The sequence below is a fragment of the Pseudomonas sp. G7(2022) genome, from assembly GCF_052660475.1.
This window is the reverse complement of record NZ_CP109659.1, coordinates 1,723,438-1,738,825: the sequence shown is the minus strand read 5'-3', so window position 1 is coordinate 1,738,825 and position 15,388 is coordinate 1,723,438. Positions and strand designations below refer to the sequence as shown.

Below are 15,388 nucleotides of genomic sequence, written 5' to 3'. Positions count from 1 at the left end.
CTTAGAACTGAGGAGCTGGCGTAGGCGCGATGGCGTCCCAGCCTTCTTTTACCGTGCTCAGCAAGCCGGCGACTTCATCCAGAATACGCGGATCGCTGTTGATGTTGGCCTCGGCAAGACGCTTCATCATGTAGATATACAGCCCGTCCAGATCAGCCAGCGTATCGGCGGACTTCTCCAGATCCAGGCCTTCACGCAAGCCGCTGACGATGCCAATGGCCTTGCCGATCGCCGTGCATTTTGCAGGGATGTCCTTGCGCTCGATCGCGCCCTTGGCCTGCGCAATGCGCGCCAGACCACCTTCCATCAACATTTGTACCAGACGGTGGGGGCTCGCTTCGGACGTCTGAGCGTGGGCGCCAACTTTCTGGTATTGCCGAAGGGCTAACATCGGATTCATGTTCTACCTCATTTGCCACAATGACTCGCATGACCAGTGTATCGCCAGCGAGCCGAAAAACTTTAGACCACAAGACAAAAACCCGGCACACGCTCGAAAGCGTAGCCGGGTTTTTGTCGCTCTTACATGTTACTTCGCAGATTGCTGAGCGTTCAGCGAGCTGAAGAACGACGTAATGCTGCTCGCCGTGGCCTTCATTTGCCCTACCAGCAAGTCCATGGCGTTGTATTTTGCAGTCAACGTCTTGGTCATGCCGGCAACGCGTATATCCAGAGCCGTTTGCTGGGCGGTAAGGCTGCGCGCGTTACCGTTCAGGATGGTCATGCGCTGATCGAGCAAACCGGGAGATACACCATCCGCCCCTTTGAGGTACGGATCCACCGCCTTGCTCATGCGCGCCAACAAACCGTTTTTATCGGTGGTGCCAGAGAACATCTGCTGGACCTGGCCGGTCATGCCTGGCGTGCTCATCGTTTTGTTGAACGCGACCGTGTCGAAAGTCAGGTTACCGGTGAGCTTGTCAGTCATGACGCCCAGCTGCGACAGGTAGGCCATCGGACCGCCGGTGGTGCCGCTTGGCATGGTCAACTGGCTACGAATATCGGCAATCAGCGAACGCGGCAGGGAATCCCCAGTGAAAGCCGCCTGAACGGTCAGCTTGCCATCTTCGTCCGGCGTTGCCTTGGACAAGGTGTCGACAGTACTTTTCAAGGTGTTGTAGGCATCAACGAAGGCCTGAACCGACGTCTGCAATCCCTTGGTGTTGGCGTCAACACTCACCACAACGGGCGTGCCAGGCGGATTAGGGACAGTCAGCAGGTTCATCGACAAACCACTGATGGCACCCGTCACATTGTTGCTTTTGCTGGTCACCGCCAGGCCATCGATGGTCAGCGATGCATCCTTGGCGAGCCCATTGACCGCTCCGGAATCACCCGCCGCCGGGGTGGCACTCATCGGTTTGGTGCCATCGATTTCCAGACCGGCAATACCGCTGACCGTCATGTCCGAGCCCGCGCCTGTCTTGCTCGAGCTGATGACCAGACGCGACGAACCGGTGCTATCCGTCACGATGTTGGCAGAAATACCATTGATACCCTGAGCCGTGTTGATCGCGTCACGAGTAGTCTGCAAGGTCGCATTGGCTGGAATCGTGACATTGTAATCAGTGCCATTCTGACTGATTTTCAGAGTACCACTCGGAATGGCACTGGCAGCACCGCCGGCAAAGGATGCGCTGGCTATTTTCGAGCCGGTAGCCAGATTGTTCACAACAACACTGTAAGTGCCCGAGACCGCAGTGTTATCCGAAGTCACGCCCAGAACACTCGGAGTACCCGAAGTGGCCGTGTAACCGGAAAACGCCGGATTGGTCTTGCTGCCCAGGTTGGTCATCGCCGTCTGGAATGCAGTCAGCGCACTCTTCAGCGTACCGACACCGGAAATCTTCAGCGTGTTGGTCTTGGTACTGGCATCGATCTGCGTCTGTTTCGCCGACTTGTCAGCGTTGACCAGCGCAGTAACGATCGCACCGATGTCCAGGCCGGAACCCAGGCCGGAACCCGGTAAAATTGGACTTGCCATGTGCATCTCCCTTGGGGTTGTTGCCAGTCTTTTGACCCTTGTGGGGTCTAAAGAACTTCAAACACGATTCATGCCAGCTATCAGACTTTGGCGTCGAACAACACGTGGCTCGCATTGGCGAGGCTGTCTGCCAGCTTGAGAGCTTCTGCGGAGGGGATCTGTCGTACGACCTCGCCCGTCTCGCTTGCGATCACCTTGACGATGACCTTTCCGGAATGCTCATCGATCGAGAACTCCAGGTTACGCTTGATCGACTGAACAAACTTCTCGATCTCCTGCACCGCCAGCTTCAATTTGGTTTCATCCGTTTCCTGACTCTTTTTCGAATCAGTAACAGCATCAACCACGTGAGGCTTGGTCTCCGACGGCTTGTCGGTGACGGTACTGGCTGGCTTGGGAGCCGGATAAGTCACGTTAAGCTTTACGCTCATGTCCATGCTCATCACCTCTTAACGTGAAAAAGCGAGAGAGCACGCAAGCGCACTCCCCCGCCAAAACTCATTCCGAAATTACTGAAGCAGCTTCAGTACAGCGGAAGGCAGTTGGTTGGCTTGAGCCAGAACAGAGGTCGAAGCCTGTTGCAGGGTTTGCTGCTTGGTCAGGTTAGCAGTCTCTGCGGCGAAGTCGGTATCTTGTACGCGACCTTGTGCAGCAGTGGTGTTTTCGTTGATGTTCTGCAAGTTCTGGATGGTGCTGTTCAGACGGTTTTGCGAAGCACCCAGGCTGGCACGAGTTGCACCGATTGCAGCGATAGCGGCGTCGATTGCAGTGATAGCGTTGTCGATGTTCGAAGCGGCGGCAGCCGAAGTAGCACCGGTCAGAACAACAGTACCGCTACCTACCGACAGGCTGGCGGCGTCGAACTTGGAGCTCAGTACCAGGTCGATGTGGTTAGCCGAACCGGTGTTTGCGCCAACTTGCAGGGTCACAGTACCAGCCGAACCGTCCAGCAAGTTTTTGCCGTTCAGGTTGGTCGAAGCCGAGATACGGGTGATCTCGTCGGACATTTGTGCGAATTCAGCGTTGGTAGCGGTCTGGTCAGCAGTGCCGTTGGTACCGTTACGTGCTTTAACAGCCAGTTCACGCATACGCTGCAGAATGTCGGTAGTAGCTTGCAGAGCGCCTTCAGCGGTCTGAGCAACGGAGATACCGTCGTTGGCGTTCTGGATGGCCTGGGTGTTACCGCGGATCTGGGAAGACATACGGTTGGAGATTTGCAGGCCAGCGGCGTCGTCTTTAGCGCTGTTGATTTTCAGGCCGGAAGACAGGCGCTGCATCGAAGTCGACAGAGCGTCGGAAGCGCGGTTCAGGTTCTTCTGAACGTTCAACGACGTGGTGTTGGTGTTTACTGTTAAAGCCATGACGAATTCCTCGTTGGTTGGGTACTGCGGCTTCCGGCCCTGGCAACCGCCGGGTATGGCCTAGAGAACCTTCGTAATAGTTATCGTCGGGTTTGCAGGTTGCTTGAGGGCTTTTTTGAAAAAATTTGCCATCACCCTGCCACCCCCTAGAAAACAAAGACTTAGCAGCACTTCACCCTCGGAAAAATGACGCCATGAAACCGTCTGCAGCGCAAACCTGCGGGCCAGCGCTATCGGCATTTCTCAGGACGCCGAACTTTCCAGTAACCGGATCAATTCGTACTCCATGAAGTCGGCGAGCCCGAGCCAATCCTGGCGCTCCTGACAATCGAGCATTTGTGTGAGCACTTGCGCCCACGACTGCTGGATATCCGGCGAGGCGGACACCAGCAAATGCTGCGCACCTTCGAATACATCAACCATGTCCAGCGCTGCTTCGACATCACGCCCCAGACGAAACAGGCCGGCACACCGACGGCATTCGTCGACACTTCGTTGCATTGCACTCATTGCACGAACTCCTGATTGAAGCGCGTCCCGGCAATCAACGCTCCTGCGCGACTACTGTTGAAAAACTCGACGTGCGGCTGGCTGGCGATGTATCGCTCCAGCACACACAGATAACCGCGGAAATTGAGCTGCGTACTGACGCGCTCACCGAACCCGTCACGCACCCAGTGCCGCGCCTGATTCACCGACGGCCCAAGATCACCATCGTTCCAGCCGGCGTGGGTCTTGTTCATCGGGAAAGCGAAGTCGGCGCCGAACAGGGTGATCTGCGCAGCCCCCATCTTCACCGCCAGATCCACCGCGGGGTGAATCACGCTGCCACCCACATGCAGCAGTGCCCGTGGATGTTGCTCTCGCAACGCTGCGTAGACCGGGCTAAGCGAATAACCGCCATAGCGTTTGCCCTTCCAGGCCCTCAACACCTCAGGATCGCTCATGGGCAGATACACCAAGGGAATGCCGTCGGATTCTTCGAAAGGCAAATGCCGAAAGCTGATGCGCTGATCGATGCTCACTACATAGTCGGGCACAATCCCGTGCTCGCGCAGCGGCCGGTAAGCGGTGTCGACGCAAATGAACAAGGGGCGCTCGTCTCGCTCGCGAATCGTGGCCAGTCGCTCGAAATGCTGCTCAAGCGTCGGCCCGGTGCCGATCACGTAGATTTCCCGGCCAGTGCAAGTGCCGAACAATTGCGCCACATCATCGTCAGCGAGTAGCACCGGCAAGCAGTCCTGCAGACGCTGCAGAATGAACGGCGACTGCGGATCAAACTCACGATTGTTGAAACTCAAGTGCACTTCACTGACCAGCCGATCACGGATCTTCGCGTTGAAGTCATCGGCCAGCAGCATTTCGGCAGGCAAGGCAAAGAACGGCGTGCAGATGTCCGGCATGTCCCCGGCGTACAGAAGCTCTACCCTCGAGTCTTCCAGCCATTGCCGCTGATCGAGCAACTGCAACACCAGCGCAAACAGCGCGCCATTGAGGATGTGTACATACAGCCGCTCAAGCCCGGCACGCTCCAGCAGAACCGTCGGCAAATCTCCGAGGCCGGTGCCATAGACGTGCAATCGCGACTTGTCCGCCGGCAGGCTGGCGGCCTGAACCCGGGCCTCATGGACGCGGTCGTGGCGACTGGTGAGCTGAATGCCGTTGATGCTCAGCGTCGAACCCAGCCCCTGTGTCAATCCGGCGTCGATCACCGAACTGTCTTCGTTCAGCAATCGCGCGAACAGCGCCGGCCAGCGTCGCTCAATGACGTGGGCATTGGCCTGGAAAAACTCGCTCATGGCGCCTCGCGCTCCCTTCAGGCAAAAAAATAGCGTTCAAGGTTAACCCTTGAACGCTATTTTTGTATCCGCCGTTTTTAACGGATTCAAGGACGATAAATAATCGCCGAACCCCACGACAGACCGACACCGAAACCACTGATCGCGATGCGGTTCCAGTCGGAATCCATCACGTGTTTTTCCAGCAGCAGCGGCACACTGGACGACACGGTGTTGCCGGTCTCGACCATGTCCTTGATGAACTTCTCCGGCTCGCCTTCAAAGCGGCGCGCCACGGCATCGACAATCGCCGCGCTGCCCTGGTGGATGCAGAAGGCATCGATGTCATCGGCGTTGAGGCCCGAATCGTCGAGCAACTCATGCAAGTGCGCCGGGACTTTGAGCAACGCAAAGTTGAACACCTGACGACCGTTCATGAAGAACACGCCATCGGTGACTTTCAGGTGCGGCGCACCGGAACCGTCGGTGCCGAACTTGGCCTTGCCCAACGCCCAGGTCGGGTCTTCGCCCATCCAGGTCGCGGTGGCGGCGTCGCCGAACAGCATGGTGGTGTTGCGATCTTCCGGATCAACGATCTTCGAATATGGGTCAGCGGTGATCAGCAGGCCGTTCTTCAGGCCGGCAGCTTCCATGAAGCCCTTGATCGCGTAGATGCCATAAACGTAACCGGAGCAGCCCAGGGAAATGTCGAACGCGGCGACATTGGTTGGCAGACCCAGTTTGTCCTGGACGATTGCTGCGGTGTGCGGCAGGCCTTCTTCGTCACCGTTCTGGGTGACGACGATCAGTGCATCGATGGATTCACGTTTCAGTTCAGGGTTGTTGGCAAACAGCGCATTGGCCGCTTCAACACACAGATCGGAAGTTTCCTGTTCTGCGTCTTTACGTGGCAGGAAGGCCGAACCGATCTTGCCGAGGATGAATTCTTCATCCTTCTCGAATTTTGCACCTTGTGCGTAATTGTCCACGCCGGCTACAGGAACGTAGCTCGCAATGCTTTTTATGCCAATCATTACGGCTTCCCAATAATAAACAGCCCAATACCACCGCTCGCAAGGATTCGAGGGGCGCCGACAAACAGAAAACGGCCGCCACAACGGGCAGCCACGGGGAGCGCAAAGGGCTATCACTGCAACCGATAACGGGCCAGGCGCCATCTCCCCGGTCAATACAATACAGTGAAGATGCGCGTTATGACTCGCAGGTCACGCTATTTTGCCGAATCGGTGCAGATCGGGTTATTCGACCAATGACCATTCCAGCGGCGTACCGCGCTTGATCGGCGCCCGCGCGCGGCGGCCCAGGACGGCATCGGCGTGCTTGGGCGGCAGACCGAGACCGGGACGAATGGCGCGCAGATTGGCCGCCGTGAACGGTTCACCGGCCGCCATGTCGGCCGTGACGTACAGCGACCGGCGGTAAACCAGGGACTTTTTCTCAGCCTCGGTCACGCCGTAATGCACCTGGCCCATGGCCTGCCAGGCGCGCTCGGTCTCGACCACCAGGCTGGCCATTTCCGCTGGCTCCAGCGAGAAACTGGCGTCCACCCCGCCCGCCGCGCGGTCGAGGGTGAAGTGCTTTTCAACCACTGTAGCTCCGAGCGCCACAGCCGCCACCGAAACGCCGACGCCCATCGAATGATCGGACAGCCCCACCTGACAACCGAACAGCTCTCGCAGATGCGGGATGGTACGCACATTGCTGTTGAGCGGCGTCGCCGGGTAGGTGCTGGTGCACTTGAGCAGCACCAGATCCTTGCACCCGGCCTCGCGGGCGGCGCGTACGGTTTCGTCGAGCTCGGCGATGCTGGCCATGCCGGTGGAAATGATCAGCGGCTTGCCGGTCGCCGCAACACGCCGGATCAGCGGCAGATCGGTGTTTTCAAAACTGGCGATCTTGTAGGCCGGCACCTCGAGGCTTTCAAGGAAGTCCACGGCGCTGTCATCGAACGGTGTCGAAAACGCGAGCATGCCCAGCGCTTTTGCCCGGGCGAAGATCGGCGCGTGCCATTCCCAGGGGGTGTGAGCCTTCTCGTACAGGTCGTACAACGAAGTGCCGGCCCACAGGCTGTTCGGGTCCTTGATGAAGAACTCGCCTTCAGCCAGATCCAGAGTCATGGTGTCGGCGGTGTAGGTTTGCAGCTTCAAGGCGTGAGCACCTGCCTCGGCCGCCGCCTCGACAATCTGCAAAGCGACGTCCAACGACTGATTATGGTTGCCGCTCATTTCGGCAATGATGAACGGCGGTGCGTCGGCACCGATCAGGCGATTGCCGATCTTGAAACTGCTCATGGACGGGATTCCTTCAAAACCTTGGTGAACGCGCAGGCACTTTGTGTGTACCCGGCGTCACGGAAAACATTCATCGAGGGCCGATTGGCCGGCAAGACCCGGGCAGTGATGGCGGTCATTTGCGGCCAGTGCGCAGCCACGAAAGCTTCACCCTGCGCCAGCAGCGCCCTGCCCCAACCAAGGCCGAAACGCCCTTCGAACATATACAGCGAAACTTCTGCCTCGAAGCCACGCAAATCGTAGCGCAGGACGCCGACCGGGCCATCATCCGCCTCGGCCACCAGCAGCAACCGCTGAGGATTGCGCAGACTCGCGCCCAGCCAGTTCACATGTTGCGTCCAGTCAATCGCAGCGCTGTCCAGCGACCAGCGACGCACCACCTCGGCATTGCGCCCGTCGAACAACACCTGCGCATCGTCCAACGTCACTGCGCGCAACTTGAGCACCGCGCCGGCCAGTGCCGCCGCAACCCGCAGCGCACCGCGCCCGTCCACCAGTTGCCGCGAACGCTCGGCCAGGCTCTGGCGCAGATAAACGTTGCCCACGACAAAGCCGATGGCATCGCGCAGTTGCTCGACGCTGACCTGCTCCCGCGCGCCCATGAACACATGCGCGCCGGCCGCCGCCATCACCTCGCCGTTGGCCTGCTGGTTGTTCGACACCGCAATGCAGATCGTCGGCAGGCCCATGGCTGCGCGCTCCCAACTGGTACCACCGCCGGCGCCGATGAACAGGTCGGCTTCAGTCATGCGTCGATGAAAATCGCTGACGAAACTGTGCAGGCGCCAGTTCGGCCGTGTCTCGGCGAGTGCCTGCATCTCTGCCCATGCCGGGTTATCGGCACCGGCGACGAAATCCACTTCAAGCCCGGAAAAATCCGCCAGCGCCTGCATCGCGTGATGGGTCTGGCGCGCCGCATCGAAGCCGCCGAAATTCACCAGTACCCGATGCGCCACCGGTTTGATGTCGATAGCCGGGCCGTTGAACTCCTCGCGCAGCATGGCGAAGCGTGGACCGAGCAGCGTTCGGCAACCGGCCGGCAGCAACGGCTGATAGTTTTCGCTGAGACCGGAGAGGTTCTGATTGAGCAGCAAGTCCACGCTGTACCGACGGGTCGCCAGATCGTCGACGGCGGCGATTCGTGGCGCGAAACGACGGGCCGCGGTCTGCCAGTGATGATCGAGGCCGTAGTGGTCGGCGATGACCCAGTCGAATCCGGCCTGACCGTCCAGCTGCTTCGCCAGTGCATCGATATCCGCCTGCCACGGCAGCATCGATTCGATGGCCTGCTCCGGGTCTTCACCGGCATAACGATCCGGCAACGCGAACGTCTCAAAACCTTCGCCCTGCAGCGCATCGAGCCGATTGCCCGGCAATCGCCGACAGGCAAACGCCACATGACTGCCCTGAGCGCGCAACACCCGCGCCAGCGTCAGGCACCGGGCGATGTGGCCACTGCCGATGGTCGGCGAGGCGTCGGCGCGGATCAGCACTCTCATTGCAGCTCTCCACCAGCCTTGAGGGCGGCGTAAAGGTATTCGGCGCGTTTCCAGTCTTCGACGGTATCGATGTCCTGCACCAGATACCGGGGCAGGATCACCGGCAGACTGGCCGGCGAATACAGCACCTCGCCACTCAGCCAGGCCTCACTACGGCCCCAATAGAACTGGCCGGCATCCTGAAAGGCAGCCGGCAGATCCTGCGAACGGGTATTGCGAAACTCGGGGTACAACGCCGTCAGCGCGCCCTGCCCGTCCAGGGTCAGGGCGCGCTGCACCGGAAAGCCGAAATCAGTGACTGAAAAAGCAAAGGACTTGTCCGGATGCTGCGCCAGCAACTCCAGGCCCTGACGCAGAAACCGCGCCTGCAACAGCGGCGCCGTGGCGTACACACAGCAGGCGTATTCGAAGGCCGGCAGCTGCTGCAAGGCATGCGCGATCACCGCCGCAGTGCCGGTGAAGTCATCGGCCAGCTCCACCGGACGCATGAACGGCACATGAGCACCGTTGGCCCGCGCCACGTCTGCGATCTCTGCGTCGTCTGTACTGACCACGACCTGCTCGAACAACCCTGAATCCAGCGCCGTGCGAATCGAACGGACAATCATCGGCACGCCGTCGAACGGCTTGAGATTCTTGCGCGGGATGCGTTTGCTGCCCCCGCGGGCCGGGATGATTGCGACGTTGTTCAAGGACGTTTTTCCAGCAGAAACCAAGTGATGTCGTCCACCGGAAATTGCGGATCGCGGCGATAACCGAATCCGTAATCCAGCAGTTGCAGATCAGGATAGCGATCGAGCATTTCCCCGGCGAAATCACGCTTGAACAGTTTGCCGCTGTTGCCACGATAGGACACTTCCATCGGCGACGGATTGTAGTATTCGGCAATCAGGATGTAGCGCTGGCTCAGCTCGTACAACTGCGCATAGGCCGTCGGCAACAGCTCCGGGGCCAGATGGATCAGCACGCCTTTGCTCAGGGTCAGGTCGTATTGGCGCTCACGGGGAAAGTCGAACAGCGAACCGTGCCAGATGTTCGCAATCTCCAGCGCACGCGCCTGGGCGCAGGCACTGGCATTGATTTCGACCCCGAACAGCTCGCAACGCGGCAGCAACTGACGCAGCGCCTGCAGGTTGTTGCCGGCGTTGGTGCCCAGTTCCAGCAGGCTGTCGACCCGTCCGGCCCGGGTCAGTGCTTTGGCGAACAACGCCAGATTGGCGGCCACCAGCGGTTGCCCGACGTTGCGGTCGACGTACTGGTTACCGAATTCGCCCTGCCAGAATTGTTCCTGTTCGCTCAGATCACGCATTGCCGTTTTCCATCCACCGCCGCAACGGCACTCATTCAGTCAACCGACGCAATTGCTCGACCACGTAATCCTGTTGTTGATCGCTCAACAACGGAAACAGCGGCAGGCTGATCGCTTCGGCGTAATAACGTTCGGCCTCGGGGAAGTCACCCTCGGCAAAACCCAGTTCACGATAGTACGGCTGCAAATGCACCGGAATGTAGTGCAGGTTCACGCCGATACCGGCGGCACGCAAGCCTTCGAACACCTGACGGTGGCTGAGGTTGAGGCGATCGGTCTGCAAGCGCACCACGTACAGGTGCCAGGCCGATTCGGCCTCCGGCTGGGCGCTCGGCACGGTGACCGGCAAATACGCCAGCAAACGATCGTAACGTGCGGCGAGCGCCCGGCGACGGGCGATGAAGTCGTCCAGTTTGCTCAGCTGTGACAGGCCCAGTGCCGCTTGCAGATCGGTGATTCGATAATTGAAACCCAGCTCGACCTGTTGGTAGTACCACGGGCCGTGACTGGGCTCGGTCATCTGCTGCGGATCGCGGGTCATGCCGTGGCTGCGCAGGCGTTGCAGACGCTCGGCCAGCTCCGGGCGATTGGTCAGCACCATGCCGCCTTCGCCACTGGTGATGATCTTCACCGGATGGAAACTGAACACGGTCATCGCCGCGAACTCACCGCAACCCACCGGGCGCCCGGCGTAGCTCGCGCCGACCGCGTGGGAAGCGTCTTCGATCACGGTGAAGTTGTAGCGTTCGGCCAGTTCGGCAATGCGCCGCATGTCGCAGCTCTGCCCGGAAAACGCCACCGCCACCAGCACTTTGGGCAAGGTGCCGTCGCGCTCGGCCGCGTCGAGTTTGCTGGCCAGCACCTCGGCATCGAGGTTCCAGGTCAGCGGATCGATGTCCACAAAATCAACGTCGGCGCCGCAGTAGCGACCGCAGTTGGCCGACGCAAGAAAGGTGTTCGGCGTGGTCCACAAGCGGTCGCCCGCTCCCAGCCCCGCCGCCAGACAGGCAATGTGCAGCGCCGCCGTGGCGTTGCACACCGCGACGGCGAAATCAGCCTGGCAACGCTCGGCCATCGCCTGTTCGAAACGCTCGATGGTCGGTCCCTGGGTCAACCAGTCGGACTGCAACACCTCGACGACCGCGTCGATGTCCGTCTGGTCGAGGCTTTGCCGACCGTAGGGAATCATACCGATAGCTTCGCGTGCAGGTCGGCGATCTGCCCCACCGAGAGGAAGTGCGGGTTGGTGTCGGAGCGGTACTCAAAGTCCTCGCCCACCGGCCGCCCGTGCTCGCCAAGTTTATCGACGGCAAAATCGACATCGACGCTGGTGAAGCGGATCGAAGGCTGGATCGTGTAGTGATCCTCGAACTCCAGGGTCATCCGCGCATCGTCCAGCGGCACCATCAGTTCGTGCAGTTTCTCGCCCGGACGGATGCCGACATTCTTGTGCGGCAGATGCTCGGCCATGCCGCGAGCCAGATCGACCACACGGATCGACGGGATCTTCGGCACGAACACTTCACCGCCGTGCATCCGCGCAAAGCTGTCGAGGACGAATTGCACGCCGTGATCGAGAGTGATCCAGAACCGGGTCATGCGCTCGTCGGTGATCGGCAGTTCGGTTGCACCCTCGGCAATCAGTTTGCTGAAAAACGGCACCACTGACCCGCGCGAACCCGCCACGTTGCCGTAGCGCACCACGGCAAAACGCGTCTGTTGTTCACCGGCGATGTTGTTCGCGGCGACGAACAATTTGTCCGACAGCAACTTGGTGGCGCCGTACAGGTTGATCGGGCTCGCCGCCTTGTCGGTGGACAGCGCGACGACTTTCTTCACGCCGTTGTCGATGGCGGCGGCGATGATGTTCTCCGCGCCGTTGACGTTGGTGCGGATGCATTCGGTCGGGTTGTATTCCGCCGCCGGCACCTGCTTCAACGCCGCGGCATGCACCACGTAGTCGATGCCGCGCATGGCCTGGCGCAGACGATCGGCGTCGCGCACGTCACCGAGGAAGTAACGCATGCACGGCGCGTTGAACGTCTGCTGCATTTCGTATTGCTTGAGCTCATCCCGGGAGAACACCACCACGCGCTTGGGCTGGTATTGCTCGAGCAGGCGCGCAATGAACTTGCGCCCGAACGAGCCGGTGCCGCCGGAGATGAAAATCGATTTACCGTTGAACATGTCTTGAGTCCTGTTCCCTGTCGACCTAGCCGATCAACTGCGCCCAGTTCAGCGAAGCGCTGTCATTCAGAACAAAGCCTTTGCCACTCAGGCTCAGGTTCGCGTTGTAAGCCTGATCCTGGGCGAAAGCCGCGGCCCATTTTTCCTGCAGGGCAGCCAGTGCCCGGGTTGCCGGGGCAATTTCGGCCTGGTGAATGACTTGCACCGAAGGCGTCCAGACCGTGAGGAAGCCTGCCTGAGCGGCTTTCAGGCACAGATCGACATCGCTGAAACCGTCAGAGAATGTGACGTCGTCCAGACCGTCCAGCGCAACGAACAGCTCTTTGCGCACCATCAGGCACACATTCGAAACCGCCGAGTAGTTCTGATCCACGGACAACCGGTACAGGTAACCCTGGGCATCGTGTTTTTCGCCGACGAATGCCGAGCCAACCCCGCCGTTCATGCCGAGAATCAAACCGGCCTGGCTGATTTTTCCGTCACGGTCGACCAGTTTCGGGCCCACCACGCCGACTTCCGGACGCAGGGCATGGTTGAGCAACGAGTCGAGCCAGTTCGGGTTGACTACCTCTGCGTCAGCCGCGAGCAATACCAGATACTCGCCCTGCGCCTGCTGGCTGGCGGCGTTGTACAACGCCGGTGCACTCAGCGATTGATCGGCACGCAGTACCCGGACTTTCGGATGCTGATACGTGCCAAGCCAGTCATTGACCTCAGCCGACTGCCCGGCGTTGATGGCGACCAGAATTTCGTACTTCTGATAGCGCGTGCGTTGCTGCACCCCTTCCAGGCAGCGCTGCAGGGCTGGCAGATCGTCGCCGGCCGGCACAATGATCGACACCAGAGGACGATCGCTGTGGTGGTAGTCGATCTGGTAAATGCCCGGCACGGACGACGTGACCTTGGCCTTGTAGCCACGGTTGCCCAGGTGACGCAGCAGGGCCAGACGCTCGTGAGCGTTCTCCTCCAGCACTGGCGCCTCGGTGATCAGCAGCGGCTCATCAAGGTGGGCCAGACTGTTGAGGCCATCCTGCTCGATGATGCGCAGCAGCAGGTCGAACTCCAGCGCCTTGCTGAAGTCAGCCGAATAACCACCGGCCTCCACCAGCGCATCGCGACGAATCAACCAGTGACGCGCCATCATGGTCGGCAGGCTCAGCAGCAGGTCCAGGTTGAAACCCGGACGGAACACGCCCACCAGCGCACCGTTTTCCGCGCGCTGGATTTCGTCGGTGGAGACGGCACGGCAATCGCCGGCGTTCATCAGTTCCAGGCTGGCGCGCAACAGGCCGCTGGCGGTGAATTCATCCCCGGCTTGCGCCAGAAGCACCCAGTCGGATGGTGACTGACGGGCACTCTGGTTGAGTTTGTCGATCAGGTTGCCCGGCGTCACGCGGACAAAATGCAGGGTGTTCTGTGCGGTGGTGGCCGCCGGGGCTTCACCGGTGGTGAACACGACGATCCTGAACGCCTTGCACTGTCCTTCAAGCAAGCTGTCGAGGCTGACTTGCAGCTTGTCGATATCGTTGTCCATATCCAGCAGGAAAATGCCGAACTGCTGACCGCCACCGTTGACGGCCAGATGCTCGGCAATCGCCTCGACCTGCCCGGCTTGCGGTTGACGCGAATCCAGCCACTTGAGCAGCCGGCCGGACTGCATGGCGTCGAACGTGCGATGGTGATCTTCCACCGTCAGCGCATCGAGGCGTGCAATCCAGTCACGCATTTTTTGCGCTTCTTCGTCTTCGCCCGCCAGTTCCAGTTGCGCCACCAGACGCTTGTTCACGGTACGGTTGAAGGCATTGAGGTCGTGGGCCTGCCACAGACGCTCAAGCACGCTGTCCTGCGTGTCGTTGTTGCGTGCCTGGAGCAGATGCGCCTGACGCGTCCACACCCCTTCGAGCCCCTGCAATTGAACGCGGCCGGCGGGCATCGCGTGCAGCATGAATTCGAATTGCGCCAGACGATCGAAGAATGCCTGGTTGTAGAACGGCATTTCGACGTACTGCAACGGCCCGAATCGACGGTCCGGCACCTTGAGCACCTGGTTCCAGGTGGACTGGACAATCAGTTCCGCCGTCAGCGCCCGGCCGCTTTGCAGGCTGTCGACCATGGCCTCGAAACTTTGCAGGACAAACGCTTTGCTCTGTTCTGCATCCAGGCCCTGGATCGCAGTAGGCAACCCGGCGAGGAACTCGGCAAAGGCTTCACGCTCGGCCACGGATTTGGCGTCGGCGTACGTCAGCGAGTGGTACACCTCGGTGCTGTGCTCGGAGTTGCCGTAGTTGATCTCGCGTACCACGTAAGGAATCGGCAGGATCCGCGCCTTGGCGCTGGCCAGCAAGAAATACACATGGCCGATTTCCTGCCATTGGAAACTGGTGCCTGGCGGCAATGCCGAATGCCAGGTCTTCATCAGGTCGGTACGGGTCACCGCGTAGAACGGCGGGATGTACTGACTCATGTAGTCAATCACTCGATCCTGGGCTTTCTCGGACGAATAATCTTCCATGACTTTCTTGTCGCGGCGGTAGTAGCTCACGTCACCGGCCAGCGACAGGTACATCAGGCAATAGCCGTGGCACATGCCGTAATCCTGGTTCGCTTGCAGGAAGCTCACCGACTCGGCCAGCGAGTCATGCAGGATGAAGTCGTCGTCGGCCGCCAGCACCATGTACGGCGTGGTCAGTTGCTCGACGCCGTAAGCCAGCTTGGCCTGCATGCCCCAGTAGGCGAACTGCGGCACGTGGTGATAATCGACCGCAGAAAAATCGCCTTCAGGCCGCTCGGCCGTGGAGTCCAGCACCATGATCTTGCAGGGCAAGCTGCTGTAATACTTCACCGCCCGGCGCAGAAACGCCGGACGATTGTGAGTAATCAACACCACGGTCAACAGCTCATTGAGCGGCAGCGCTTGTTCAGAACTGTACTTGCCTTGCATAACCTCTCCCCACAACC

The 15,388-nt window shown here is 59.9% G+C and carries 14 protein-coding genes; all 14 read right to left on the bottom strand.

Features of this window, described 5'->3' with window-relative positions; translation table 11 throughout:
* Window position 1: 1 nt before the first annotated feature.
* Window positions 2–400: a flagellar export chaperone FliS gene (gene fliS / locus NE357_RS07835; protein ID WP_169429400.1), complete on the bottom strand. Its 399-nt coding sequence runs from the start codon at window positions 398–400 to the stop codon at window positions 2–4.
* Window positions 401–529: 129 nt separating this feature from the next.
* The gene (gene fliD, locus NE357_RS07830) at window positions 530–1,984 is read right to left on the bottom strand and encodes a flagellar filament capping protein FliD (protein WP_169429399.1); all 1,455 of its coding nucleotides are present in this window, start codon (window positions 1,982–1,984) and stop codon (window positions 530–532) included.
* A gap of 80 nt (window positions 1,985–2,064) precedes the next feature.
* Complete coding sequence (locus NE357_RS07825) at window positions 2,065–2,421, bottom strand: flagellar protein FlaG (protein WP_169429398.1); 357 nt, start codon at window positions 2,419–2,421, stop codon at window positions 2,065–2,067.
* Window positions 2,422–2,493: 72 nt separating this feature from the next.
* A complete protein-coding gene (locus NE357_RS07820; RefSeq protein WP_085605772.1) occupies window positions 2,494–3,345 on the bottom strand; it encodes a flagellin domain-containing protein in 852 nt (283 codons plus the stop codon).
* A 243-nt stretch (window positions 3,346–3,588) separates the two neighbouring features.
* Window positions 3,589–3,855 carry a hypothetical protein gene (locus NE357_RS07815; RefSeq protein WP_169429397.1) on the bottom strand — a complete coding sequence of 89 codons (267 nt, stop codon included), beginning with the start codon at window positions 3,853–3,855 and terminating at the stop codon, window positions 3,589–3,591.
* Window positions 3,852–5,144 (bottom strand): motility associated factor glycosyltransferase family protein, encoded by a 1,293-nt coding sequence (locus tag NE357_RS07810; RefSeq protein ID WP_169429396.1) that lies wholly within the window; start codon window positions 5,142–5,144, stop codon window positions 3,852–3,854. The genes NE357_RS07815 and NE357_RS07810 overlap by 4 nt, the downstream gene beginning before the upstream one ends.
* Window positions 5,145–5,230: 86 nt before the next feature.
* On the bottom strand, window positions 5,231–6,157 hold the full coding sequence (locus tag NE357_RS07805; RefSeq protein WP_169429395.1) for a ketoacyl-ACP synthase III: 927 nt from the start codon (window positions 6,155–6,157) through the stop codon (window positions 5,231–5,233).
* Between the two features lie 225 nt (window positions 6,158–6,382).
* The gene (pseI, locus tag NE357_RS07800) at window positions 6,383–7,435 is read right to left on the bottom strand and encodes a pseudaminic acid synthase (protein ID WP_169429394.1); all 1,053 of its coding nucleotides are present in this window, start codon (window positions 7,433–7,435) and stop codon (window positions 6,383–6,385) included.
* Window positions 7,432–8,934, bottom strand: coding sequence for a UDP-2,4-diacetamido-2,4,6-trideoxy-beta-L-altropyranose hydrolase (gene pseG / locus NE357_RS07795; RefSeq protein WP_169429393.1), 1,503 nt, complete (start codon window positions 8,932–8,934; stop codon window positions 7,432–7,434). Before pseG ends, pseI begins: the two co-directional genes overlap by 4 nt.
* Entirely contained in the window at window positions 8,931–9,626 is a 696-nt protein-coding gene (pseF, locus tag NE357_RS07790) for a pseudaminic acid cytidylyltransferase (protein ID WP_169429392.1), read from the bottom strand. Before pseF ends, pseG begins: the two co-directional genes overlap by 4 nt.
* Window positions 9,623–10,243: a pseudaminic acid biosynthesis-associated methylase gene (locus NE357_RS07785; protein WP_169429391.1), complete on the bottom strand. Its 621-nt coding sequence runs from the start codon at window positions 10,241–10,243 to the stop codon at window positions 9,623–9,625. The genes pseF and NE357_RS07785 overlap by 4 nt, the downstream gene beginning before the upstream one ends.
* Before the next feature lie 31 nt (window positions 10,244–10,274).
* Complete coding sequence (gene pseC, locus NE357_RS07780; protein ID WP_169429390.1) at window positions 10,275–11,432, bottom strand: UDP-4-amino-4,6-dideoxy-N-acetyl-beta-L-altrosamine transaminase; 1,158 nt, start codon at window positions 11,430–11,432, stop codon at window positions 10,275–10,277.
* Window positions 11,429–12,430 carry a UDP-N-acetylglucosamine 4,6-dehydratase (inverting) gene (gene pseB / locus NE357_RS07775; RefSeq protein ID WP_169429389.1) on the bottom strand — a complete coding sequence of 334 codons (1,002 nt, stop codon included), beginning with the start codon at window positions 12,428–12,430 and terminating at the stop codon, window positions 11,429–11,431. The genes pseC and pseB overlap by 4 nt, the downstream gene beginning before the upstream one ends.
* 25 nt (window positions 12,431–12,455) lie before the next feature.
* Complete coding sequence (locus NE357_RS07770) at window positions 12,456–15,371, bottom strand: glycosyltransferase family 2 protein (protein WP_169429388.1); 2,916 nt, start codon at window positions 15,369–15,371, stop codon at window positions 12,456–12,458.
* Between the last annotated feature and the right edge of the window lie 17 nt (window positions 15,372–15,388).

Coding starts and splice junctions, on each gene's coding strand:
- fliS (WP_169429400.1), bottom strand. CDS start 400: ATGAATCCGATGTTAGCCCTTCGGCAATACCAGAAAGTTGGCGCCCAC.
- fliD (WP_169429399.1), bottom strand. CDS start 1,984: ATGGCAAGTCCAATTTTACCGGGTTCCGGCCTGGGTTCCGGCCTGGAC.
- NE357_RS07825 (WP_169429398.1), bottom strand. CDS start 2,421: ATGGACATGAGCGTAAAGCTTAACGTGACTTATCCGGCTCCCAAGCCA.
- NE357_RS07820 (WP_085605772.1), bottom strand. CDS start 3,345: ATGGCTTTAACAGTAAACACCAACACCACGTCGTTGAACGTTCAGAAG.
- NE357_RS07815 (WP_169429397.1), bottom strand. CDS start 3,855: ATGAGTGCAATGCAACGAAGTGTCGACGAATGCCGTCGGTGTGCCGGC.
- NE357_RS07810 (WP_169429396.1), bottom strand. CDS start 5,144: ATGAGCGAGTTTTTCCAGGCCAATGCCCACGTCATTGAGCGACGCTGG.
- NE357_RS07805 (WP_169429395.1), bottom strand. CDS start 6,157: ATGATTGGCATAAAAAGCATTGCGAGCTACGTTCCTGTAGCCGGCGTG.
- pseI (WP_169429394.1), bottom strand. CDS start 7,435: ATGAGCAGTTTCAAGATCGGCAATCGCCTGATCGGTGCCGACGCACCG.
- pseG (WP_169429393.1), bottom strand. CDS start 8,934: ATGAGAGTGCTGATCCGCGCCGACGCCTCGCCGACCATCGGCAGTGGC.
- NE357_RS07785 (WP_169429391.1), bottom strand. CDS start 10,243: ATGCGTGATCTGAGCGAACAGGAACAATTCTGGCAGGGCGAATTCGGT.
- pseC (WP_169429390.1), bottom strand. CDS start 11,432: ATGATTCCCTACGGTCGGCAAAGCCTCGACCAGACGGACATCGACGCG.
- pseB (WP_169429389.1), bottom strand. CDS start 12,430: ATGTTCAACGGTAAATCGATTTTCATCTCCGGCGGCACCGGCTCGTTC.
- NE357_RS07770 (WP_169429388.1), bottom strand. CDS start 15,371: ATGCAAGGCAAGTACAGTTCTGAACAAGCGCTGCCGCTCAATGAGCTG.